The sequence below is a fragment of the Halomonas sp. 7T genome (genome assembly GCF_025643255.1).
GTDB lineage: Bacteria > Pseudomonadota > Gammaproteobacteria > Pseudomonadales > Halomonadaceae > Vreelandella.
The window spans coordinates 868,123-890,033 of sequence record NZ_CP087112.1 but is presented as its reverse complement, the minus strand read 5'-3'; the positions used below and the strand labels follow the sequence as shown (position 1 = coordinate 890,033).

General features: G+C 53.7%; 24 protein-coding genes. 11 read left to right on the top strand and 13 right to left on the bottom strand.

Annotated elements, in window-relative coordinates; translation table 11 throughout:
• Window positions 1–11: 11 nt before the first annotated feature.
• From LOS15_RS04045 to LOS15_RS04020, 6 genes are all read right to left on the bottom strand, one after another.
• Window positions 12–263 carry a BolA family protein gene (locus LOS15_RS04045; RefSeq protein ID WP_263068288.1) on the bottom strand — a complete coding sequence of 84 codons (252 nt, stop codon included), beginning with the start codon at window positions 261–263 and terminating at the stop codon, window positions 12–14.
• 84 nt (window positions 264–347) lie between these two features.
• Window positions 348–686, bottom strand: coding sequence for an STAS domain-containing protein (locus LOS15_RS04040; RefSeq protein WP_263068286.1), 339 nt, complete (start codon window positions 684–686; stop codon window positions 348–350).
• Window positions 683–1,333 carry a phospholipid-binding protein MlaC gene (locus LOS15_RS04035; protein WP_411537731.1) on the bottom strand — a complete coding sequence of 217 codons (651 nt, stop codon included), beginning with the start codon at window positions 1,331–1,333 and terminating at the stop codon, window positions 683–685. Before LOS15_RS04035 ends, LOS15_RS04040 begins: the two co-directional genes overlap by 4 nt.
• 72 nt (window positions 1,334–1,405) lie before the next feature.
• Window positions 1,406–1,870 (bottom strand): outer membrane lipid asymmetry maintenance protein MlaD, encoded by a 465-nt coding sequence (gene mlaD / locus LOS15_RS04030; protein WP_263068284.1) that lies wholly within the window; start codon window positions 1,868–1,870, stop codon window positions 1,406–1,408.
• Between the two features lie 16 nt (window positions 1,871–1,886).
• Window positions 1,887–2,687 carry a lipid asymmetry maintenance ABC transporter permease subunit MlaE gene (gene mlaE / locus LOS15_RS04025; protein WP_263068283.1) on the bottom strand — a complete coding sequence of 267 codons (801 nt, stop codon included), beginning with the start codon at window positions 2,685–2,687 and terminating at the stop codon, window positions 1,887–1,889.
• Entirely contained in the window at window positions 2,688–3,509 is an 822-nt protein-coding gene (locus LOS15_RS04020; RefSeq protein WP_263068281.1) for an ATP-binding cassette domain-containing protein, read from the bottom strand.
• A 304-nt stretch (window positions 3,510–3,813) separates the two neighbouring features.
• Here LOS15_RS04020 and LOS15_RS04015 point away from each other — a divergent pair, with 304 nt between their 5' ends.
• The 10 genes from LOS15_RS04015 (at window position 3,814) to LOS15_RS03970 (ending at window position 10,938) form a co-directional block, all read left to right on the top strand.
• A complete protein-coding gene (locus tag LOS15_RS04015; protein ID WP_263068279.1) occupies window positions 3,814–4,800 on the top strand; it encodes a KpsF/GutQ family sugar-phosphate isomerase in 987 nt (328 codons plus the stop codon).
• 28 nt (window positions 4,801–4,828) lie between these two features.
• Window positions 4,829–5,371 (top strand): KdsC family phosphatase, encoded by a 543-nt coding sequence (locus LOS15_RS04010; RefSeq protein WP_263068278.1) that lies wholly within the window; start codon window positions 4,829–4,831, stop codon window positions 5,369–5,371.
• Window positions 5,371–5,943, top strand: a complete 573-nt coding sequence (gene lptC, locus LOS15_RS04005) for an LPS export ABC transporter periplasmic protein LptC (protein WP_263068277.1) — start codon at window positions 5,371–5,373, stop codon at window positions 5,941–5,943. Before LOS15_RS04010 ends, lptC begins: the two co-directional genes overlap by 1 nt.
• Window positions 5,944–5,951: 8 nt before the next feature.
• Window positions 5,952–6,443 carry a lipopolysaccharide transport periplasmic protein LptA gene (lptA, locus tag LOS15_RS04000; protein ID WP_263068275.1) on the top strand — a complete coding sequence of 164 codons (492 nt, stop codon included), beginning with the start codon at window positions 5,952–5,954 and terminating at the stop codon, window positions 6,441–6,443.
• Between the two features lie 29 nt (window positions 6,444–6,472).
• Window positions 6,473–7,222 (top strand): LPS export ABC transporter ATP-binding protein, encoded by a 750-nt coding sequence (gene lptB, locus LOS15_RS03995; protein WP_263069615.1) that lies wholly within the window; start codon window positions 6,473–6,475, stop codon window positions 7,220–7,222.
• 105 nt (window positions 7,223–7,327) lie between these two features.
• Entirely contained in the window at window positions 7,328–8,743 is a 1,416-nt protein-coding gene (locus tag LOS15_RS03990; protein WP_263068274.1) for an RNA polymerase factor sigma-54, read from the top strand.
• Window positions 8,744–8,830: 87 nt separating this feature from the next.
• Complete coding sequence (gene hpf / locus LOS15_RS03985; protein WP_263068273.1) at window positions 8,831–9,139, top strand: ribosome hibernation-promoting factor, HPF/YfiA family; 309 nt, start codon at window positions 8,831–8,833, stop codon at window positions 9,137–9,139.
• A 4-nt stretch (window positions 9,140–9,143) separates the two neighbouring features.
• On the top strand, window positions 9,144–9,614 hold the full coding sequence (ptsN, locus tag LOS15_RS03980; protein WP_263068272.1) for a PTS IIA-like nitrogen regulatory protein PtsN: 471 nt from the start codon (window positions 9,144–9,146) through the stop codon (window positions 9,612–9,614).
• A gap of 74 nt (window positions 9,615–9,688) precedes the next feature.
• The gene (rapZ, locus tag LOS15_RS03975) at window positions 9,689–10,612 is read left to right on the top strand and encodes an RNase adapter RapZ (RefSeq protein WP_263068271.1); all 924 of its coding nucleotides are present in this window, start codon (window positions 9,689–9,691) and stop codon (window positions 10,610–10,612) included.
• A gap of 56 nt (window positions 10,613–10,668) precedes the next feature.
• Window positions 10,669–10,938 (top strand): HPr family phosphocarrier protein, encoded by a 270-nt coding sequence (locus LOS15_RS03970; protein WP_263068270.1) that lies wholly within the window; start codon window positions 10,669–10,671, stop codon window positions 10,936–10,938.
• A gap of 16 nt (window positions 10,939–10,954) precedes the next feature.
• Here LOS15_RS03970 and pmbA read toward each other — a convergent pair whose 3' ends face one another.
• A complete protein-coding gene (gene pmbA / locus LOS15_RS03965; RefSeq protein ID WP_263068269.1) occupies window positions 10,955–12,295 on the bottom strand; it encodes a metalloprotease PmbA in 1,341 nt (446 codons plus the stop codon).
• A 97-nt stretch (window positions 12,296–12,392) separates the two neighbouring features.
• Between pmbA and yjgA the strand changes: the two genes are divergently transcribed.
• A complete protein-coding gene (gene yjgA, locus LOS15_RS03960; protein WP_263068268.1) occupies window positions 12,393–12,914 on the top strand; it encodes a ribosome biogenesis factor YjgA in 522 nt (173 codons plus the stop codon).
• Between the two features lie 7 nt (window positions 12,915–12,921).
• Here the strand turns inward: yjgA and tldD are convergent, their stop codons facing one another.
• The 6 genes from tldD to mreC form a co-directional block, all read right to left on the bottom strand.
• A complete protein-coding gene (gene tldD / locus LOS15_RS03955; RefSeq protein WP_263068266.1) occupies window positions 12,922–14,376 on the bottom strand; it encodes a metalloprotease TldD in 1,455 nt (484 codons plus the stop codon).
• Window positions 14,373–18,230: a YhdP family protein gene (locus LOS15_RS03950; RefSeq protein WP_263068265.1), complete on the bottom strand. Its 3,858-nt coding sequence runs from the start codon at window positions 18,228–18,230 to the stop codon at window positions 14,373–14,375. The genes tldD and LOS15_RS03950 overlap by 4 nt, the downstream gene beginning before the upstream one ends.
• Entirely contained in the window at window positions 18,230–19,693 is a 1,464-nt protein-coding gene (rng, locus tag LOS15_RS03945) for a ribonuclease G (protein ID WP_263068264.1), read from the bottom strand. Before rng ends, LOS15_RS03950 begins: the two co-directional genes overlap by 1 nt.
• A 57-nt stretch (window positions 19,694–19,750) precedes the next feature.
• Window positions 19,751–20,386: a Maf family protein gene (locus LOS15_RS03940; RefSeq protein ID WP_263068262.1), complete on the bottom strand. Its 636-nt coding sequence runs from the start codon at window positions 20,384–20,386 to the stop codon at window positions 19,751–19,753.
• Between the two features lie 90 nt (window positions 20,387–20,476).
• Window positions 20,477–20,965: a rod shape-determining protein MreD gene (gene mreD, locus LOS15_RS03935; RefSeq protein ID WP_263068260.1), complete on the bottom strand. Its 489-nt coding sequence runs from the start codon at window positions 20,963–20,965 to the stop codon at window positions 20,477–20,479.
• On the bottom strand, window positions 20,965–21,906 hold the full coding sequence (gene mreC / locus LOS15_RS03930) for a rod shape-determining protein MreC (RefSeq protein ID WP_263068259.1): 942 nt from the start codon (window positions 21,904–21,906) through the stop codon (window positions 20,965–20,967). The genes mreD and mreC overlap by 1 nt, the downstream gene beginning before the upstream one ends.
• Window positions 21,907–21,911 lie beyond the last annotated feature (5 nt).

The window sequence follows — 21,911 nt, the reverse complement described above, 5'->3', positions numbered from 1 at the left end:
AAGCGCGCCCGTTATTGGGCGTTCTCCGGAGCAGTTTGCCACTGCGCCGGAGTAAACGTTTTGATGCTAATAGCGTGAAGCGCGCCGGAAGCGATTTCGTCGCTTAATGCGGCGTAAACCAGCTGTTGACGTTTAACAGGAGAGAGACCATCAAAGGCTTCACCAACCGCAATCACCTGAAAATTACAGCCTTCACCCTGGATATGAAAATCACATCCTTCGATGCGGGATTCGAGCAGTGCTTTTACTTCATTGGGATGCATGGGACTGGAAACTCCTTGGGGTCATTTAAATAATGAAGACTGGCAAACATGATAAAGAAAAGCAGCACGCTTGGCGATGTTGGTCTATGTGCTTAGCGCGGTATCTGGGTGAGCAATCAGCTCATCAAGCTCCGCGAGTGACGCTAGCCGCATGAGGGGTGCTGAGAGCAAAATAGAGGCGATAGTAATTTGCTGGCGGTGACAGGTTCGCATCCACTCAAAAAGAACGCTAATCGCCACACTGCTGGCCACGGAAACATCTGTAAAGTCAAAGGCCGCCTCGAACAAACCACTGGCTTTTAGCCACTTAACGCCGGCAGCGGCCAATTCGGCCGCTGCGTTTACATCCACATCGCCACTTACCTTGAGCGTGTGTCCGCGCGCTTCCAGGGAAACGCTCGACTGTGACAGTAGCAGCGTCACGCATCGCCCCCCTGCTCTAGCTCGTCAACCCCAATCTCAGGCGACCAGCCACGAATCACCGCATCATAGTCGCGATTGTTCTCACGCATGGCTTGATCAAACTGGTTGCGAAACGTTAAACCTAGATTAATCCCATTCACAATCACGTTTACCACGCGCCACTCGCCATCCGAAAGCCGAAGACTATAGCTCACCGGATAAACTTGACCGTTGTTCGCTACGATTTCCATATCGACGCTGGCTTGGTCGTCGTAACGCTGTCCGCGCTGATTATCCAGCACGCGAAGCTCATCATAATCAAACGTCACGAGCCCACGGGTGTAGGTATCAATCAATGTTTGACGAAAGACGTTAGCGAAGCGGCTACGCTGCTCTGGCGTTGCATTGCGAAAGTAGCTTCCCATCACGCTGGCACCGATGTAACGAAAGTCGGCAACGTCATCCAGACTATCGTTTACTAACGCCTTTAACTCATCAAGATTATCTGCAAAGTACGCCTCATTACCGTTTAGCTCAGCCATGAACGCGCTAACATTTTCACGAACAAGCGCCTCGGGCGTTTGAGACTGAGCCAGGGCGCTCATCGGTAACCACATCACCACCGCCATCACTAAAACAAACAGCCAGTGCGCAGGTACTTTATTCATGTGCTGCATTATATACACCTCGTCATTCTAAGCGTCGCATGTTCAGACGGTTTAACGGGACGTCTCGAACCGTTAGTTACTGACCATATTGGATACAAATTGCTGAATTAGTTCTTCCAAGACCAAAGCGGACTGGGTATCGCGGATGGTGTCGCCGTCTTGCAACACATCGGGATCCCCCCCAACACTGAGCCCAATATACTGCTCTCCCAACAGGCCTGCGGTTAGAATCGCGGCGGTTGTATCCCGAGACAGCTGCCCCTCCAATTCGCTATTCAGGCTCAATACAACGCGAGCATCGTACCACTCGGTATCTAGCTCGATCGCTTCAACTCTGCCAACGGTTACGCCCGCCATGGTGACGCGGGCACGCGGCCTCAAGCCACCTATATTGGAGAAGTTGGCATCAAGCTGAAACGTCTCGGAAGGGGCTGATAGCGTAAGGCCGCTGACTCGCAAGCCCAGAAACACGAGCCCCAAAATACCCGCTAGCATAAAGAGGCCAACGCCAAATTCCATGGTTTTAGTGCGCTTCATGACACTGCTCCACCCATTAAAGGCCGCCGAACATGACGGCGGTTAATACAAAATCAAGCCCCAAGACGGCTAGCGATGAATACACAACGGTGCGCGTGGTAGCACGGGAAATCCCTTCAGAAGTCGGTATGAGATCGTACCCCTGAAAAACCGCAATCCAGGTCACCACCACCGCAAAAACGACACTTTTAATCATGCCGTTACCAATGTCGTTAATAAATGACACGCTGGCCTGCATATTGCCCCAGTACGAGCCCTCAAAAACGCCCAGCCACTCCACCCCGACTAAATAGCCCCCCCATATTCCCACTACGCTGAAACCCACGGTGAGAATAGGCAGCGCCACAAAGCCAGCCCAGAGCCGCGGAGCCACTACCCGGCGCAACGGGTCGACGCCGATCATTTCCATACTGGTCAGCTGCTCAGTCGCCTTCATGAGGCCTATTTCAGCGGTCAATGCCGACCCTGCACGCCCGGCAAACAGCAGTGCCGCCACCACAGGCGCCAATTCGCGTAATAACGAGAGCGCGACCATCTGGCCCAGTGCCTGCTCAGCGCCAAAATCAACCAAAATGGTATAGCCCTGCAGCGCCAGAACCATACCGATAAACAGGCCCGACACCAGCACAATGGCCAGCGATAGCACACCGACAAAGTGCACTTGTTTTAACCAAAGGCTCCACCCCTCACGAGACGGAATGCCCACAGCAGACTGCGCTAGAAAAATGCCCGCACGACCCAGCGCCTCCATCGCATCACACCCTTTGCGACCTAAGCGAGTAATATAAGCGGTGCTTTGCTTGAGTTTTGACTGCATTTACCCTGCCCTTGTAACCGAAGCTTGTCCGAGAATATCGCGATAGAAACTCTCAGCGGGATAATGGAATGGCACAGGCCCATCTGGCTCGCCATGGATAAACTGGCTAACGCGCGGATCCTGGTTGGTATCCAGTGTCTGTGGCGTACCATGTGCCACCACCTGCCCATCGGCAATCAAATAGAGATAATCAGCAATACTTAGCGTCTCTTTTATATCGTGAGAGACCACCACTGATGTGAGCGACAATGCCTGATTCAGTCGTTTGATCAGCTGCACCAATACGCCCATGGAGATCGGATCTTGCCCTACAAACGGCTCATCATAGAGGATCAACTCAGGGTCGAGCGCCACCGCGCGGGCTAGAGCCACACGCCGCGCCATCCCCCCCGAAAGCTCTGCAGGCGAAAGCTGACGCGCCCCGCGAAGCCCCACGGCCTGCAGCTTGAGCAGCACCAAGTCACGAATCATCGCATCGGGTAAGTCAGTATGAACCCGCAGGGGAAATGCCACATTTTCAAACACATCAAGGTCAGAAAAGAGCGCGCCACTCTGAAACAGCATCCCCATACGCTTACGCAGCGCAAACAGGGCTTTCCGCGACAGACGATGAACGTCTTGACCATCAATCAACACTCGCCCACGGTCAGGGGTCAGCTGGCCGCCAATCAGCTTAAGCAGCGTCGTTTTACCCGTGCCGCTGGGCCCCATAATGGCCGTCACCTTTCCCCGCAGAATCGTCATATTGACCCCCCGGAAAATATCGTGCTCTCCTCGGGAGAAGTACAAATCTTCAATTTCTATGAAGGGAACATCTGTCATAGGCTGATTAACCTTCAAAGCCGCCGCATCATAGCGGATTAGTATAAGAGCACCGCGCACTGCATAGTGAAAACTTAATGTTAAAGAAACAGTGTTTTCTAAATGTTATCGAACATCGTATCCTAACACTATCTTTAGTGACAGCGTGCAGTAACCGCCGCACAGGTTGTCGGCAACCCAATGTTGTGCACTTGGCTATCTCACTATTTTAAGCAACTTAGCGATGAAGCGCTTTACCTCTAAAGCGCAACGAGATGTTATTCTTGCTTACTCATGTCTAAACGTTAAAGAGACGATCAGCACCATGCGCAAGCCCCCCTCGACCCCCAGCCAGCTGCGTGAAAGTGCACTGCGCACCCTGCAAATTGAGCAAGCCGCCATTGGGGGCCTTCAGGCAAAGCTTGACGAGGGCTTCGACCATGCCTGTCAATTAATACTTGCCTGCCAAGGCCGAGTCGTGGTCACCGGTATGGGAAAATCTGGTCATATTGCTGGCAAGCTAGCGGCCACCCTTGCTAGCACTGGCACGCCTGCTTTTTTTGTTCACCCTGGCGAAGCTAGCCATGGCGACCTTGGTATGATCACTCGTACCGATGTGGTACTAGCCCTCTCCAACTCTGGCGAAACGGCTGAAGTCACTGCGCTTCTTCCACTGCTTAAAAGGCTCGGCATTCCCCTGGTGAGTATGACCGGCCGCCCCGGTTCGACGCTTGCCAAACATGCCGATGCTCACCTCGACAGTGGCGTTGAACGGGAAGCCTGCCCGCTTGACCTGGCGCCTACCAGCTCAACCACTGCAGCACTCGCCCTCGGGGATGCGCTGGCCGTCGCGCTTTTAGAAGCTCGCGGTTTCACCGCTGAAGACTTCGCGCTCTCTCATCCGGGCGGTAGCTTAGGCAAACGCTTGCTACTGCGCGTAAGAGACGTTATGCATGATGGCGCTCGCCTGCCTCAAGTGGCGCTGGGCAGTCCGTTACGAGATGCCCTGCTGGAAATCACTCGGCAAGGCTTAGGCTTCACCTGCGTTGTCGATAGCGAAGGGCGTTTAGTCGGCGTATTTACAGACGGCGACCTACGCCGCACGCTCGATCAGTTTCATGACCTGCGAAAGATCTGTGTCGATGAGGTCATGACACGGCCCGGCAAGCGCATTGGGCCAGACATACTGGCGGCAGAAGCAGTCCGAATTATGGAGGAAAGCCGCATCACCGCACTCGCCGTGGTCGATGATCAGCAGCGGCCGATTGGCGCCCTACATATGCATGACCTTTTATCCAGCGGCGTAATTTAATCGCCATTCAACACTTGAAGGAGGCTCTATGGCCCTACCTGATGCTCTACTTGACCGCATTCGTCGTGTTCGTCTACTGGCCCTAGATGTCGATGGCATATTGACGGATGGACGCCTTTACTTCCAAGCGGACGGCATTGAAATTAAAGCGTTTCACACCCAGGACGGCCACGGCCTAAAGCTATTAAAACGCGTAGGCATTCATGTAGCGCTGATTACCGGCCGAGACTCTTCCATGGTCAGCCAGCGCGCGGCGTCGCTAGGTATCACGCATGTCTACCAAGGGTGCGAAGACAAACTTGTCACGCTGAAAGCACTCTGCCAGCGCCTGGATATCACGTTAGAGCAAGTTGCCTACTGCGGCGACGATCTGCCAGATTTAGCACCTATTAAGCGCTCTGGGGTGGGCATTACCGTTCCCAATGCGCCTGACTACATGCACACCCACGCGGATTGGATTACCGACCGCTTAGGTGGACACGGCGCAGTGCGTGAGATCTGCGATACGCTGCTGATGTCCCAAGGCCACTGGGATGCCGTGATGGACACCTATTTGCACAGGCATTCGTAATGGCGCTACGGGTTAAAAAGCGCGTCTGGCTGACCGGGATGGTGGTAGCTCTGGGTACCCTGCTGGTGTGGATAGACCCCCGCGGCCCACAAGACATCACACCAGACCCTGAGGCTCAAGCCGAAGAGCCGGGGCATGTGCTAGAAAACGCTGAAATCACCCTATTTGGCGAAACCGGGGCGATTCAACAATCGCTGATAACGCCCTATCTAGTTCACACGCCCCAGCAAGCCATAACGCAAGCCACCTCGCCCAGAGCGACAATATTTGATAGTGAACAGAGGGAATGGCTAGCCACCGCCAACGCTGGCACGCTCAATACGGACACACACGCACTCACGTTAACGGGTTCGGCAAGGCTGCTGGCACCCGATGAAGGCTGGCAGCTGGATACAGAGTCATTACACTATAACGGCATGACTCGCCATGCATGGAGCGAGGCACCGGTACTGCTTCAGCAGCCACCGCAGCAAATCAGTGCCTTACGTATGGATATGTGGCTTGACACGAGCCAGGTTCGATTAACTGATAATGTGCGGGGCACCCATCCGCCCGCCACTCAAGCGCCTTAGGAGTCGCTATGAACGCTTTAATCCGCATCGCGCTTTTAGCCTTAGCGGTGCCGCTCTCGGCGGCTGCCCAAACAACACAAGCCCCTGTTGAAGTTGAAGCTGACCGTTTAGATCTTGACCAGCGCGCAGGTACGGCGGTCTATAGCGGCAATGTCAACATCCGCCAGGGCGAAATGCAGCTTCGCGGAGAACGCGTCGAGATTCAGCGTAATGATGCTGGCGAGCTCGCTCGAGCTACCGCGACAGGCGAGCGCGCTTACCTGCGTAATCAGCTTGAAGATGAAGAGACACCCATGGAAGGCTGGGCACGCCGCATTATCTATCATGTCGCTGAACGCCGGGTTGAGCTCATCGATCAAGCAGAGCTCACTCAGCGAGGCGACCGTTTCCAAGGGGGACGCCTAGAGTACTTCATCGACCGAGAAGTCGTTCAGGCGCGCTCTGATGTTGATGGAAGCGAGTCTCAGCGCATACGCATGACCCTACAGCCCTCGCAATAGGGAGTTCATTTGTGACAACCCCCAGCTCCATGGCAACCAGCGACGCTGCTCCGGTAAAAACGCTCTACGCGCATCATTTGGCGAAAAGCTACAAGCGCCGCCGCGTAGTTAAGGATATTAACTTAGAAATTACCCAAGGCAGCGTTGTAGGACTGCTAGGCCCAAACGGTGCGGGTAAAACCACGTCGTTTTACATGATCGTCGGTCTGGTAAAGTCCGATGCTGGCAACGTGGGTATCGATGATTTAGACCTCACTCGTGCGCCCATGCATGAAAGGGCCATTGCAGGCATTGGCTATTTACCCCAGGAAGCCTCTATTTTTCGTAAGCTTTCCGTTGCCGATAACATCATGGCGATCCTTGAAACTCGAAAGGAGCTCGATCGCGATACGCGAGAACAGCGCCTAGAGTCGTTGCTTGAGGATTTTCATATTACTCATATCCGCGACAATTTAGGCATGAGCCTATCCGGTGGCGAACGTCGGCGCGTTGAAATTGCCCGATCACTGGCCACAGAGCCTGCATTTATTCTGCTAGATGAGCCGTTCGCAGGGGTAGACCCTATTTCCGTTGGTGATATCAAAACGATTATACGTGCGCTCAAACAGCGCCATATCGGTGTACTCATCACCGACCATAACGTTCGGGATACGCTTGATATCTGCGATATTGCCTATATCGTCGGCGATGGCCAAATCATTGCCAGCGGCGACCCGCAATCCATTCTCGACAATCAGAAGGTACGCGATGTTTACCTTGGGGCTGATTTCCGCCTATAAACAAGCGTCTACCGACTAATTACTTTTCATGGCATGCTTATTGCACTTGCGCCAGAGGATAACTCGCACTAGGGTGGAGCTTTCTGATTAACGAGTGGTTCTCAGATGGTCATGAAAGCTTCTCTTCAACTGCGTATCGGCACACAGCTCACCATGACACCTCAGCTGCAGCAGGCAATTGCGCTGCTTCAGCTCTCCACACTCGATCTGCGGCAAGAAATTCAGCAAGCGCTCGATGCTAATCCCATGTTGGAACAAGAGGATGAATTTGGCGAGCAGGCAGTCACCGAAACACCAGAAACAGAATGGGCCGAAAGCATCCCCAACGAACTGTCTGTTGATAGTGACTGGTCAGATACCTACCAAGATATGGGCAGCGTAGGCGGTGCCAGCGAAGGGCCTGACTTTGAGCGTCAAGCAGCGGGCCAAAGCCTTCATGGCCACCTCCTTTGGCAGTTGGCTATGACCGACTTCTCGCCTCGAGAGCACGCCATTGCCGAAAGCTTAATCGACGCTCTAGATGCCAACGGCTACCTCACCCAGCCGCTTAACGATATCCGTGAGGGCTTGAAAGCGCAGGGCCTCGATAGCCTAAGCCAGCGTGAAGTCGAAAATACCCTGTTGCGCTTGCAGCAATTCGAACCCACGGGAGTTTTTGCACGGGATTTACGCGAGTGCCTCATGCTTCAACTCGCCACACTCCCAGAGGAAACCCCGTTTCTAGTGCCCGCTAAACGGTTGGTGCGCCAGTTTCTTGAAGCGTTAGGCAAAGACGATCTACGACTGCTTAAGCGGCGGTTGAGTCTAGACAATGAACAGCTTGATGACGTTATTCGCCTTATTCGTAGCCTTGACCCGCGTCCCGGCAGTGCCTATGGCGATAGCGACGATAGCTACATAACCCCAGACTTAGTCGTACGGCATGACAACGAAGGGTGGCACTTAGAACTTAATCCGGAAGCATTGCCAAAGCTGCGCATTCAGCCAGACTACGCCAGCCTCATCAAGCGTGCAGATAAAAGCCAAGACAACCAGTTTCTTAAAGAGCACCTGCAGGAAGCCCGCTGGCTGATTAAAAGCCTTTCCAGCCGTAATGACACGCTGCTGCGGGTGGGCCGTGAAATTATCACGCGCCAGATTGGCTTTTTAGAGCATGGCGAAGAGGCAATGAAGCCGTTAATCCTAGCGGATATCGCCGAGGCCGTGGAAATGCATGAATCCACGATTTCCAGGGTGACCACCCAAAAGTATATTCATACGCCTCGCGGCGTATTTGAACTTAAATATTTCTTCTCCAGCCAGGTGAGCGGCCAGGAAGGTGGCGATAGCCACTCCAGCACCGCCATCCGCGCACGGATTAAGAAGTTGGTTCAAGAGGAGCCGCCCGGCAAGCCGCTCTCCGACAGCCGTTTGGTAGCGCTTTTGGAAACAGGTGGTATCAGTGTTGCGCGGCGCACAGTCGCTAAATATCGAGAGTCAATGGGCATTCCCTCCTCCAGTGAACGGCGCCGTTTACGTTAGCGAACAAGGAAACACCGCTATAGGGCTTTGCAATAGCGCAAAAAGGGTTACAATCGAAGTACAGTCCCATGGATAAGGAGCACGTCAATGCAAGTAAACATCACTGGTCATCATGTAGAACTGACTGACGCCTTGCGTGACTACGTCAACGAAAAACTAGCGCGCGTTGAGCGACATTACGACAACATTACGACAGTACAAGTGACCTTATCTGTTGAAAAAGAGCGCCAACAAGCTGCCTGCACGCTGCATGCAGCAGGGGCTGACCTGCATGCCGAGGCGCTAGACAATGATATGTATGCTGCTATTGACGCTTTAGCAGACAAAATCGACCGTCAACTCGTTAAACACAAGGAAAAAGCACAAGCTCGCGCCCAAGGCGCTGGCGTGCGTTAATTCAATGACGTTGGAAACCATACTTCCCCCGGAGCGCATTCTTTACGACGTGCCCGGGGGCAGCAAAAAAAGGGTGCTGGAATTTTTCAGCACCTTTATTGCTCAAAATACCCCTAGCCTTGATAGCCAGGAAGTTTTTAGCCGTTTAATCGGTCGCGAGCGCCTGGGAAGCACGGGGATAGGCAACGGTGTTGCCATCCCCCATGCGCGAAGCCCGCACTGCACCGCGCCTATCGCTGGCTTTTTAAAACTTGCTGAACCGGTCGATTTTGATGCTATCGACGGAGATCCAGTCGATTTGGTCTTCGTTTTATTAGTACCAGAAGAGGCCGACGACACTCACCTAGCGTTGCTTGGGCAAGTTGCCACCATCATGAATGAGGCCGATACGCGCCAGCAATTGCGCAAAAGCGAAAGCCAGCGTGAGCTTCTTGAGCTTATCACCTCTAAAATTCGTGAAAAAACCGCGCATTAAGCATCTACTTCGACGCTAGCTGCTGACTTTTTTGTTGAAGCCCCACTTATTTTTGGCAGCCCAAGAGAAAATCTATGCAACTGGTGATCATTAGCGGCCGTTCCGGATCCGGTAAATCTATCGCCTTACAAGCGCTAGAAGATCTAGGCTATTACGCCATCGACAACTTACCCGCCATGCTGCTTGGCTCTCTCGTTGACGAGCTGCGCGCTCAGGGTGGGCGTACACATTTAGCGGTGAGTATCGATGCCCGTAACTTGCCCACTGCCCTTGAGCAACTGCCATCTTTGCTTGAAGAGCTCAAGCAGCGGGATATTCGCTTCCAGGTCATTTACCTGACGACTGATGCCAGAGTTTTACTAGAACGCTACTCCGCCACTCGGCGCCGCCATCCGTTAACTCGTGATAGCGATATGACGCTAGAGGAAGCGATCAATAAAGAAGAAGAAACGCTGTTAGAGATCCGTGACCTTGCTGATCTGATGATCGACACTTCTCGCTTGTCAGTGCACGATTTACGCCGCCGCATTACTGACCAAGTTGCCCATCAGCATAGTGATAGCCTCACCCTTACGTTTGAGTCCTTTGGCTATAAGCGTGGTGTCCCCCTAGATGCCGATATTGTTTTTGATGTTCGCTGTTTACCTAACCCTTATTGGGACCCGACATTACGACAATATACCGGCCGAGATGCAAAGATTGTGGCATTTCTCAACAGCTATCCTATCGTCGATGCAATGAGTAGCGATATTTATAGCTGGCTAGAGAAGTGGCTACCTGCCTACCAAAATAGTCAGAGAAGCTATATGACCGTCGCCATTGGCTGCACCGGCGGCCAACACCGCTCTGTTTATATGGTGGAAGAACTTGCACAAAGGCTCGTAAAAAACATAGGGGAAGTGCAGCTAAGGCACAGAGAACTGGGACTTCAATACACGCTTAGCGAGCAACCAGCGAAGCAACTCTCTTCAGAATTGATCAAACATGATCAACCATAACGTCTAAAGCGTACGTCACCAACAAAGACGACACCACTCGGCAAAAAGGAACCAGGGTGCCAGAACGAACGTTAACCCTTACCAATCAGCGCGGCTTACACGCGCGAGCGGCGACTAAGCTAGTCCAGTGTGGGCAGCAGTATTCCGCCAGCATTTACGTTTATAAGCAGCAACAGATGGCAGATGCGGCCAATATCATGTCGCTGCTAATGCTAGCAGCCCCTTGTGGTACCGAGTTAAAGATCATTGCCGAGGGCGAGGACGCTGAACAGGCGTTGGAGGCTATCCAACGCCTGTTCGATGCGCGCTTTGATGAGGATCAGTAGCGGCTAACTGCTGACGCTAGCTGCCAGCGATGGTCATGGCGTCAATTAGCCAGCTGCCGGTGTGAATGCTGCCTCGGGTATCTGTATCATCAGCAACGCCAACCAAGCCCGCAAACATGCTGTTAAGATTTCCGGCAATAGTGAACTCTTCGATGGGGTACTGCACCTCCCCATTTTCAATCCAAAAACCTGCGGCCCCTCTTGAATAGTCACCGGTAACGCCATTAACACCCTGGCCCATCAACTCGGTCACCCAAATCCCACGCCCCATCTCCTTTAGCAGTGCCTCCCGGCTAGTGGCTGGGGTCTTCAGCCGAATATTACGTGCACCGCCAGCATTAGCGGTAGTCTGCATGCCTAAACGGCGGGCACTGTAAGACGAGAGCATATAGCTTGCGATATTTCCCTGGTCAATAAAGCGATTATCTCTAGTCTGAACGCCCTCTCCATCAAAGGGTGAACTTGCGGTAGCGCCCACCTCCATTGGCTTCTCTTCTAAATTAAACCAGCTTGGGAACAACGGTGTCCCTAACCGATCGCATAGAAATGACGCCTGACGATAGAGCGACCCACCCGCTAATGCGCCCATCAAGTGGCCAATCAATCCACTAGCAAGCGTTGGGTCAAATAGCACAGGGAACGTGCCTGTTGGCGGACGTTTCGCGCCTAAGCGCCGAAGTGTGCGAGCAGCTGCTTCGCGGCCGACACTCTCAGGGTCACGAAGCTCGTTCGGGTTGCGTGCCGAAGTATAGTCATAGTCTCGCTGCATGCCATTTTCATCTTGGGCGATTAACATGCAGGAGAGCGAGTGGCTGCTGCCTTTTTGGGTTCCCAAAAAACCATGGCTATTGGCGTATACGCGCACGCCTTCGCCGCTAGAGAACGACGCACCTTCAGATTGATGAATACCCGCCACATTCCGGCCAGCGTGTTCGCACGCCAGGGCTATTTCAATTGCCTCATCGGTGGTTAGCGCCCAGGGATAATGCACTTTTAAATCGGGTAGATGGGTCGCCATTAGGCCAGCATCTGCCAAACCAGCAGCGGGGTCTTCCCCTGTATATCGGGCAATCGCCAGGGCCTTTTCCACCGTCGCTTTGATAGAGGCACTGCTTGCATCAGACGAAGAGGCGCTGCCTTTGCGCTGGCCCACATACAGGGTAACGGCAATCCCCTGATCTCGTGAAAGTTCAACGGTTTCCACTTCACCTAGGCGCACGCTGATGCCCACGCCTTGATCGACACTGGCGCCGACTTCGGCTGCATCGGCACCGAGTTGCTTGGCCAACGCCAGCGCTTCTTCTGCGCGGGTGGTTAACAGCGCCTGCTGTGAGGTTGCATCAAATGCCTGTGCCATATTGTGGCCTCCTTTTCGCCAGAATCACATTGGCGAATCAATGTTGTTGTCGCAGCTGATATAATGCTGCAAACGAATCTGATCAGTGAGTTCTAGTATGCCTAAGCAACGCCCCGAACCCTTCGATAGTGACGAACAGGAAGAGCGCCCAAGTAAATCTCAGCTAAAGCGAGAAATGCATGCACTTCAGGCACTTGGTGAAACACTCATTGCCATGAAGCCCGCAGAACTGGCGCGCTTTCCGCTCTCGGATGACATGCTACGGGCTATCGAGGAAACCTCGCGCATTCGCTCCCATGAAGGGCGCCGACGCCACATGCAGTACGTGGGCAAACTTATTCGCAAAGAGGACCTCGTCGCTATTCAAGGGGTATTTGACGGCATTGAACAAGAGAAAGAGCAGCGCGACCATGCCTTTCATCGCCTTGAGAAATGGCGCGACCGCTTAATCGACGAAGGCGATGACGGCGTTGACCTGTTTCTTGCCGAGCACCCTACTGGCGACCGCCAGACATTGCGCCAGCTAGTGCGTAATGCACGAAAAGAGCGCGAGCAAGGCAAGCCGCCAACCAGTTCGCGCAAGCTATTCAAGCACCTACGCGAAACCTTGGCTCTCTAAGTTCGGGTTAAGACGACTGGGTTCCGCCAACGGTCAGCTCATCTAATTTCAAAGTGGGCTGACCGACGCCAACCGGCACACCCTGCCCCTCTTTGCCACATACCCCAATACCGGGGTCCATCTCCGCATCGTGGCCAATCATGGAGACCCGCCCCATGGCCTCTGGCCCATTACCGATGAGCGTCGCCCCTTTAACGGGTGCGGTGATTTTACCGTCTTCAATGAGATAGGCTTCACTCGCTGAGAACACAAATTTACCCGACGTAATATCGACCTGCCCGCCACCGAAACTTACCGCGTAGATGCCACGCTTAACGCTTTTAATAATGTCATCGGGTTCATCCTGCCCTGCTAACATCACGGTATTGGTCATCCTTGGCATAGGCAGATGCGCAAACGACTCGCGTCGTGCGTTACCCGTGGGCGCCATCTTCATTAAACGCGCGTTGAGTTTATCTTGCATATAGCCGGTTAAAATCCCATCTTCGATGAGCGGTGTATTTTGTCCTGGCGTTCCTTCATCATCGACGCTAAGCGACCCACGGCCATCTGATAGCGTAGCGTCATCGACAATTGTCACGCCTTTGGCAGCGACTCGCTGTCCCATGCGCCCAGCAAATGCAGAGCTACCTTTGCGGTTAAAATCGCCTTCTAAACCGTGGCCCACCGCCTCATGCAGTAGAATACCTGGCCAACCTGCGCCCAGCACGACAGGCATGTGTCCTGCCGGTGCATCGATTGCCTCTAAGTTGACTAGCGCTTGGCGCACCGCCTCTTTAGCATAGCGCTCAGCAACGCCTTCATCGCGTAGCCGTGACATGGAGTAGCGTCCTCCGCCCCCCGCACTTCCGCGTTCACGACGGCCATTTTTAAACGCAATAACGCTGACATTAAAGCGCACCAGCGGACGGATATCTGCCGCCAAGGTGCCATCGCTTGCGCGCACCAGCACGACCTCGTAGGTACCGGAAAGTGAAGCGCTCACTTGGCTGATACAGGGATCAGCCGCACGCGCCACGCGGTCAGCCTCCTTCAGTAGCGCGACTTTATCTTCTGCCGTGAGGCCAGCCAACGGATCAAGCCTGGCGTAAAAAGGCGCGACAGACACCGCCTTGACCGCCTGCCCAGACAGCTGTTTACCACTCCGTACAATACCTGCCGCCGTGCGGCCAGTATCCACCAGTGCATCAGCGGTGATCTGGTTTGAGTAAGCAAAGCCCGTTTTTTCACCGGCTAGCGAGCGAACCCCCACTCCGCCATCAATGTTGTAGCTGGCTTCTTTAACTTCGCCATCTTCCAGTACCCAACCTTCTTGCCAGGTGCGCTGAAAATAGAGATCGGCGTAGTCAATGCCGGCTCCCATGGCATAGCCAAGTCCTGTGTCTAGCGCCTCCAAGTCAAGACCACTCGGCGTTAGCAGAATGGAAACAGCGGTATCTAAATCGCTTTTTAGTGCGGTCATTGAGGGCCTTCTAAGGTAACCTGCGGCGATGTCCAGGGACCTCGCACGCGATAGTGAATAGTGGTTGCTCGATCCAGCGCGTCGCCAAACAGTTGGTCTGCAAGAAATAAGGCTCCGCCCACTATGGGGGCGCCAACCGCAATGGCCGCGATGGGCAAACTTTGGCTAACTGGCAGTGTGACGCCTAAACGCTGATCGAGTTCACGCTGCGCCAAGTTGATATTGCCAGTAAGAGTAATGGATGTTGCTGGTGCTTCGATACGTAATGGCCCGCGCAGCATTAGTTGCCCACCGGCCACATCGGCTGTGCCGTGCACTCGATCAAAGGCGGTACCTTGACCGGTGACATCAGAAAAATCCAAGCGCAGTCGACGCAGGATATTGTCAAAGTTAAGCAACCCGACCAGCCTAGCAGGTGCCGAGTCTAGCGTCAGAAAACGACCATCGCGGATATCGATAGTCATCTCTCCGCCCGCCCGATTTAGGTTAAACTGCCAAGGTGCGCCAGGCCAAGCTAACTCAGCGTTTATCTCCGTCGAGCGACTCCGCATCGCCACCGGTTGACCAAGCTGCTCTAGGGCACTACCAACATCGCCCCCTAAAATTGAAATATCGGCCCTGGTTTGGCTGTTAATGGCATTACCTTCCCAGAACAATTCGCCCCGAGCCGAAAGCTGGCCCAAGGTCAATCCAACAGGTGAAAGAGAAAAGCGTCGATCATCACTTTGCCAGTAGGCCGTTAGCGGGCCAAATCGCCCTCCACCCAAACTGATCTCTGCAAGCCGTAACCGCCCATTGGGCAGATCGGACAGCCATGAAGGTATGGGCCGCGACGTGGCGTACTGGGTTTCCACTGCCTCAACCCATGAACCTGGAGACGGCGCGCTGCTGCTATGCTCCTTAGAAGGCATATCAAGCAGACGCTCTGCTTCTAATGAGCTAATGATGATATCCAGAGGCCGCTCGGCATCAGGCGAATACTCAACCCGACCAGACATAAAGTCACCGCTGAGCAGAATCCCTACGTTCTGACCTTGAAGATCGCCCGATGCACTTAGCGCTCCAAAGCATTCACTGCGGTAACGTAAACAAGGGGTATTTATCCTTAGCGAGATAGGTGCCTCGCTATCCTGATTGTTAATACCAACAGACTGATCTTGCATTAATGGTGTAAGCGCTGCGTACCATGCGACGGGGTCTATTTCGGGCAGCTCGGCGGCCACGTGAAAACCCGACTGATTTGGCGAGGCTTGCGGCTGAGTCGCCCCACCCAACGCCAGCTCGCCAGCTAACTCATCATTTGCTAACCGCTGTACCCTCGCCCGAACGAGTTCGGACAGATGTGTGTCCAGTCGCCCACTCTTTATATCAACCGTCAACTGCCACGGCCAAGCCTGCTCGGCGGTTTTAGCAAAGGGTTCGGGTAAGTGGCTTACCACGCCCAGCCAACGACTTTCTAGCGACAGCTTAGGCGTTGGTTCAAGCTGAACCTGACCACGCCACTCGGCACTCCCTTCAATTACCTGTCGCGCTTGTTCAACCGGTATACCAATCAAGCGAAATAGCGCGGCGGTATTAACATCGCCACGTAAATCGATCCGGTCTTGCTGACGATTAACGTCCGCTGCGATACGGCCACCTAACAGTCTGCCGTTGGCATTACCAAGCAGCGCGTAATCGTCTCCGTACTGCTGCCAAGTGAGCGCGCCTTCGACATTGGTGACAGGCAACTCCAGCGGCTGGTAGGTGATGCTTGAAAATTGTGGTCGTGCATTGACTTCCATCTGCAATGTGTCCGGTGCATTAAGCGGTAGCGACAGTGCAATATCCCCCTCAACGTCACCTTCAGCACGCACATCATCAAGCAACGACATATCTACGCTAGGAATAGCCTGGAGAAATTTAATAAGGGATCGCCCATTACTATTTAATTGCCCAGAGAGCGCTAGCTGCTCATCGGCCATTCTCAAGGCACCTTCAGATGCCTCAACACCATGGCTCTCAGCATGCTCAATATGAGCTTCCAGCACCTGATCTTTCCAGGTTAACCGCCCTTCCAGTTGCTCTAAACGTGGCCAATCTGGCGCTATCGGCATATGACCTTGCGTCACCGACAGCGCAAGCGTTGCTGAGAGTTCATCAGCGGTTTGGTTCGCAGCAAGCGGCAGGCTAAGTTGGAGAGATCCTTTGGGCACGTAGCCGCCGATATCGTTGAGCAGCCATTCGCGAAGCCCAGGTTCAAATGCATAGACAGGTAACCAGTGTGACAGGGGGTATTCCAGTGCATCGACATTTGCAAAATCGATATCTAAACCAAATTGCCCCTTCTGTTTATCCCTAATTAACCCAAAGCCGCCGCTGATCTCTGCACCATCCCACTCGACGGTTAACTCTCGGCCACTAATCATCGTACTGGGGCCATCATAGACCCACTCCACCACGCCCTGGGCATGGCTCAGCTGCATAGGCGCAATAAATAACCCGGGGAAATGCAGCGTGCTATCGCCGGCACTATTGAAGGTCACCCGCCCACGAAAATCCCGAGCCTGCACCCAGGCATCCAAAGGCCCACCACCGGGCGCCTGCTGCCACGGCAAAACAGCAACATCCGTTAGCGCTGCATCAATGCTCCAATGTCCTTCACGCTGCCCTACCCGCAACCCTTGAACCTGACCGCTGGGAGAGAGCGTTTGAAGTACTCGGGTGACCGACTCAGGCAGCAATACATAGTCACGCCAAGCGGTGAGCGACGAGAGTTCAAAAGCGCTTGTGCGGAGCTCCCAGGCATCAGACTGATGAGACAGATACCAGTGCATCGGTAGCGCCGGGCCTTCACTAATACCGTCAGGCCGCGCCCACTCAACGCTTTCTGCGTCGCCACTTAACCACGCTTCACCGCCATCACCATCACGCTGCCAAAGGCCACTCGCCTGAATATCTTGGAGTACCACATACTGAATTTGATGGCGTAACGTAAGTTCAGGGATATCCACCGCAAGGCGCGCTTCATCGAGCCGCCCACGATGCCACCGTCCCCAAAGCTTAACTTCGCCCCCCGCCTGCTCAAGATGGGGCATATAGTCTGGCCGGAACACGGCCGCTAACGCCAGCAGGTGATCAAGCTGCATATCTAGCTGAAGCGCCGCTGAAAAATCGCTGAACCCTTGCGGCCCTGGCTGCATTTCCACCTGCATATGCAGTGCGGGTAGCGCCTCGTCATCGCGCAGATCGGGGGTTTCAAGAATATTGACGGCGCCCTCAAGCTGCGTGCGCCGTTCGTCGCCGTTGAGCAGCAGCATCGGCGCATGCATCGTGACTTCGTCCTGCTCACCGTGCAGCACCACCCGCGTATTATCCACCCATAAGCGTTGGCGTAGAATAATACCGGCCCACTTGTCTATTTTTGCTAAATCCAGCGTAGGCTCTGAGGCTATCAGATCGGGTAGCTCGGCAGGGTTTGGCCAGCCCCAAGCAGCATCTTGCTGCTGGTAAAGATGGAACTCAGCACCAGTAATACGGGCATCGTTAAAAATCGGAGCGGCACTAAGCAATGAGGCCCAGCTATCAAGACGCAGGTGAGCCTCGCCAAGAGAGAATAGTTTTTGCCCTTGCAGCGTCGCGGCTTCCATGCCTTCCAGGCGCAAAAATAAATCGTTGCGCTCAAGGGTTAGTGAGAGGTGATCAATCGTCACCGGCACACCAATTCGCGCCTCAAACAGCGCTTCTATTTTTGGTGTTAGCCCTCCTACTTGGCTAATCAGCAACCTGACTATCAAAAGAAAGATAGCCAGCCCACCAAGCAACCATGCAAGCGCGATAAGAAGCCAACGTATCCATGAACGTAGCGCTATCATTACATCAGCACAATATCGTACTGTTCTTGGGAGTAGTGCTGTTCAACCTGAAAACGAATCGTTTTATTGATAAAGCTTTCAAGATCAGCTACCGCTGCGGACTCTTCATCTAACAAACGATCCACCACTGGCTGAGAAGCAAGTACCATATAGGTTTCTGCACTATAAGCCCGCTCTTCACGCAGTATCTCGCGAAAAATTTCATAACAGACGGTTTCAGGCGTTTTTAATGTACCGCGCCCACTACAGGTGGGGCACGCTTCACACAGCGTCTGCTCTAAGCTTTCCCGCGTACGCTTACGGGTCAATTGGACCAAGCCCAGCTCGGTTACCCCTGTGCACTTGGTCTTAGCATGATCCCGCTCCAGCGCTTTTTCCAGCACACGCAGTACCTGACGCTGATGCTCGACATCTACCATATCGATAAAATCGATAATGATAATACCGCCCAAGTTGCGAAGCCGCAGTTGACGCGCTATCGCCGTGGCCGCTTCAAGATTGGTTTTAAAAATAGTTTCTTCAAGGTTCCGATGGCCAACATAGCCTCCGGTATTAACATCAATCGTCGTCATGGCTTCGGTGGGGTCAATCACCAAATAGCCCCCCGACTTTAACTGCACTTTGCGTCCTAACGCTTTTTGAATCTCATCTTCAACACTGTAGAGGTCAAAGATGGGGCGCTCGCCGGGATAGTACTCAATACGATCCACTGCTTCAGGCATAAACTCTTCGGCGAACTCAACAAGCTTGACAAAATTTTCTCGTGAGTCGATACGCACTTTTTCAATATCATCGCGCATCACATCACGTAATGTGCGCATAAAAAGCGGCAGGTCATCATAGATGACGCTGGGCGGGGCAGCGGTGATTTTACGCTCACTGACCTTGCGCCAGATACGCAGCAGAAAGTACATATCGCCAGCCAGCTCTTCGTCGCCCACGCCTTCGGCCGCCGTGCGCACGATGAATCCGCCCGTTACATCAATCGTTTGCTCTTCTATACTCTTATCCAGCAGCGCTTTGAGTCGCTCCCGTTCCCGCTCATCCTCAATACGCTGGGAAACACCATGGTGCGGCGAGTCAGGCATATACACAAGATAGCGAGACGGGATTGAAAGATGGGTTGTGAGCCGCGCGCCTTTAGTGCCAATCGGGTCTTTGGTGACCTGCACCACCAGAGCTTGCCCTTCATGCAGTAACTGACCTATCGTTTGCTGCTCATCACTGGGCGTGCCCGAGGGCATCACCTCGTGGGCATGGATAAACGCCGCACGCTCTAAGCCAATATCAACAAAGGCAGCCTGCATACCAGGCAGTACACGAACTACTTTACCTTTGTAGATATTACCTACAATACCGCGCCTGCGGGAGCGCTCAATGAGCGCCTCTTGGAGCACGCCATTTTCTACCAGCGCAACGCGGGTCTCCATTGGCGTTAAATTGATGAGAACTTCACCGCTCATGCAAAATTCCTTATTGAGTCATAATCCTTGCCAGCACAGCAGGCGGTGAAACAGCAATCAGGTACGTCGATAACGTCCCGCCCATATTGGCACCCCTTGCTGGCACAACAAGCGCGTTGTTTCGAATAGCGGTAGTCCCACAACAGCGGAGTGACTACCGTGAATTTGCTCAACAAATGCCGCCGCTAAGCCTTGAATGGCATAGCCACCGGCCTTGTCAACTGGCTCACCTGTCTGCCAGTAGCAGGCTATTTCATCCGGATGGATAGCACGCATTTTTACCTGTGTCGTCACACAGCAAGAGAGTACACCCTGAGGCCCTACTACCGCGACCGCCGTCAGTACTTGATGAGTGCGCCCAGACAGCTTTGTGAGCATTGCAGCGGCTTCTTGTTCATCACGTGGCTTACCCATTATGGTGCCATCAATCACAACCGCTGTATCCGACCCCAATACCGGCAATTGGGTTTGCGGCACTGCGGCCTCTGCTTTAGCCACTGCTAATCGCTCAACATAATCGCCAGGTAACTCGCCCGATAACGGCGTTTCATCTACATCACTGGGCAGTACAGTTACAGAAACGCCAATGGAAGCCAGCAGCGCTTTACGTCTAGGCGACGCAGAGGCGAGGCATAGTACAGGCGCCAGCTCTTCAAGCGTCCCTGTGGACGTGATTGAGTTCGGTTTACTCATCAGAGCCTCTCTCTACGCAATTGTTCTTACCGGGGCATAGACGTGTCACCCATCACAGCACTGGTACTCATATACGCATCGGCCCACTGGTCAGCTGGCTGCTAAGCGGCGCTCCAGCGAGAGAAGCATGGTCGCAAGCCATGGCCAAAGCAGCGCACTAATCATAGAAGGTATTAAGAAAGACAAGTGGATCGAAAAGTCGCCGGTTAGTGTGCGCAGCCATTGCTCAATCAACTGCACAATCCCTAACAAAATCAGCACTAGTACCGACTGTTGCACAAGGGAGTAGGTGCGAAAACGGGGATAAACCAACGCACACAAAAAAGCCAACAACGAAAGGATAGCCGCATGCTGACCAAGCAAGGATCCCTCAATTAAGTCCATCAAAATACCAATGACAAACCCATGAAAGACCCCTACACGGCTCGGCGCACGCATACACCAATATACCAAAATAAGGCCAATCCATTCAGGGCGATAGACCTGCCACCCATCGGCCAACGGCATGACTTGTAAGCATAACGCCAATAAAAAACTCAGCCACACCACTATCAATGGCACTACAGGTGCTCGCGCCATTAGGGCACCTCCTGCGTGACGGGCTGACTAGAAAGGCTAAGGCGCTGCGCGGCGTGTAGTGCGCTCGCTGAAATAGCCATATCCTCATCCCACACCGTCTCATCGACCTTCTCAGGAGGAGGCGGGAAAAGCAGCAAAAAATGCCGCGAACGCTGCAACTGGGCAGAGGGTTCAGCGGTTACTTGGGCAAACGGTTGGCCAGGGTCATGATAGACCTCAGTGACTCTCGCGACGGGATAACCCGGGGGGAAGCGACCGGCTAAACCTGAGGTCGTGAGCAAATCACCCTCACGAATATCCGCCGTATCAGGCACATGCAGCACGCCAACACTGCCATAACGCCCGGTACCCTGCACAATAAAGCGCAGCCCGTTGCGATTCACTTGTACAGGAAGCGCATGGCTAGCATCTGCAAGGAGTAGAACACGACTAGAATACGCTGACACTGCCGTTACCTGTCCTACTAGGCCAAATGCATCAATGACTGGCTGACCGACATAAGCGCCATTTCGATGACCGCGATTAACCACCATCTGGTGGCTAAAGGGGTCATTATCCAGGGAGAGCAGCTCGGCAGCCATATAGGGAATATCGTGGCGCTCGGCAGCCTGAAGTAGACTGCGGAGCTCAGCATTTTCAGCGGTTAAGCTGGCTAAGCGCTGCCCACGATGAGAGAGCGTCAAAATCTGCTCACGTAAGCGGCGATTTTCATCCACCAACGCTTGCTGATCGGAGAGCGCCAGCGCCCCCCAGTTCAGTAGATCGCTAGGCACGCTAACTACCCACTGAATAGGGGCTACAATCATGGTCATTTGAGCGCGAACGCTTTCCATGCGTGTAAAGCGATGGTCCACAAACATTAGGGCACATGCTGCCAACACGCAGAAAAAGAGACGATAACCCGGCAACGGACCGTGCGAAAACAGCGGTTTAATAGGCAATCCCC

What these genes read in the sequence shown, in the direction of transcription:
- LOS15_RS04045 (WP_263068288.1), bottom strand. Translation starts at nt 263, where the DNA reads ATGCATCCCAATGAAGTAAAAGCACTGCTCGAATCCCGCATCGAAGGA.
- LOS15_RS04035 (WP_411537731.1), bottom strand. Translation starts at nt 1,333, where the DNA reads ATGAATAAAGTACCTGCGCACTGGCTGTTTGTTTTAGTGATGGCGGTG.
- mlaD (WP_263068284.1), bottom strand. Translation starts at nt 1,870, where the DNA reads ATGAAGCGCACTAAAACCATGGAATTTGGCGTTGGCCTCTTTATGCTA.
- mlaE (WP_263068283.1), bottom strand. Translation starts at nt 2,687, where the DNA reads ATGCAGTCAAAACTCAAGCAAAGCACCGCTTATATTACTCGCTTAGGT.
- LOS15_RS04020 (WP_263068281.1), bottom strand. Translation starts at nt 3,509, where the DNA reads ATGACAGATGTTCCCTTCATAGAAATTGAAGATTTGTACTTCTCCCGA.
- LOS15_RS04015 (WP_263068279.1), top strand. Translation starts at nt 3,814, where the DNA reads ATGCGCAAGCCCCCCTCGACCCCCAGCCAGCTGCGTGAAAGTGCACTG.
- LOS15_RS04010 (WP_263068278.1), top strand. Translation starts at nt 4,829, where the DNA reads ATGGCCCTACCTGATGCTCTACTTGACCGCATTCGTCGTGTTCGTCTA.
- lptC (WP_263068277.1), top strand. Translation starts at nt 5,371, where the DNA reads ATGGCGCTACGGGTTAAAAAGCGCGTCTGGCTGACCGGGATGGTGGTA.
- lptA (WP_263068275.1), top strand. Translation starts at nt 5,952, where the DNA reads ATGAACGCTTTAATCCGCATCGCGCTTTTAGCCTTAGCGGTGCCGCTC.
- lptB (WP_263069615.1), top strand. Translation starts at nt 6,473, where the DNA reads ATGGCAACCAGCGACGCTGCTCCGGTAAAAACGCTCTACGCGCATCAT.
- LOS15_RS03990 (WP_263068274.1), top strand. Translation starts at nt 7,328, where the DNA reads ATGGTCATGAAAGCTTCTCTTCAACTGCGTATCGGCACACAGCTCACC.
- hpf (WP_263068273.1), top strand. Translation starts at nt 8,831, where the DNA reads ATGCAAGTAAACATCACTGGTCATCATGTAGAACTGACTGACGCCTTG.
- ptsN (WP_263068272.1), top strand. Translation starts at nt 9,144, where the DNA reads ATGACGTTGGAAACCATACTTCCCCCGGAGCGCATTCTTTACGACGTG.
- rapZ (WP_263068271.1), top strand. Translation starts at nt 9,689, where the DNA reads ATGCAACTGGTGATCATTAGCGGCCGTTCCGGATCCGGTAAATCTATC.
- pmbA (WP_263068269.1), bottom strand. Translation starts at nt 12,295, where the DNA reads ATGGCACAGGCATTTGATGCAACCTCACAGCAGGCGCTGTTAACCACC.
- yjgA (WP_263068268.1), top strand. Translation starts at nt 12,393, where the DNA reads ATGCCTAAGCAACGCCCCGAACCCTTCGATAGTGACGAACAGGAAGAG.
- tldD (WP_263068266.1), bottom strand. Translation starts at nt 14,376, where the DNA reads ATGACCGCACTAAAAAGCGATTTAGATACCGCTGTTTCCATTCTGCTA.
- LOS15_RS03950 (WP_263068265.1), bottom strand. Translation starts at nt 18,230, where the DNA reads ATGATAGCGCTACGTTCATGGATACGTTGGCTTCTTATCGCGCTTGCA.
- rng (WP_263068264.1), bottom strand. Translation starts at nt 19,693, where the DNA reads ATGAGCGGTGAAGTTCTCATCAATTTAACGCCAATGGAGACCCGCGTT.
- LOS15_RS03940 (WP_263068262.1), bottom strand. Translation starts at nt 20,386, where the DNA reads ATGAGTAAACCGAACTCAATCACGTCCACAGGGACGCTTGAAGAGCTG.
- mreD (WP_263068260.1), bottom strand. Translation starts at nt 20,965, where the DNA reads ATGGCGCGAGCACCTGTAGTGCCATTGATAGTGGTGTGGCTGAGTTTT.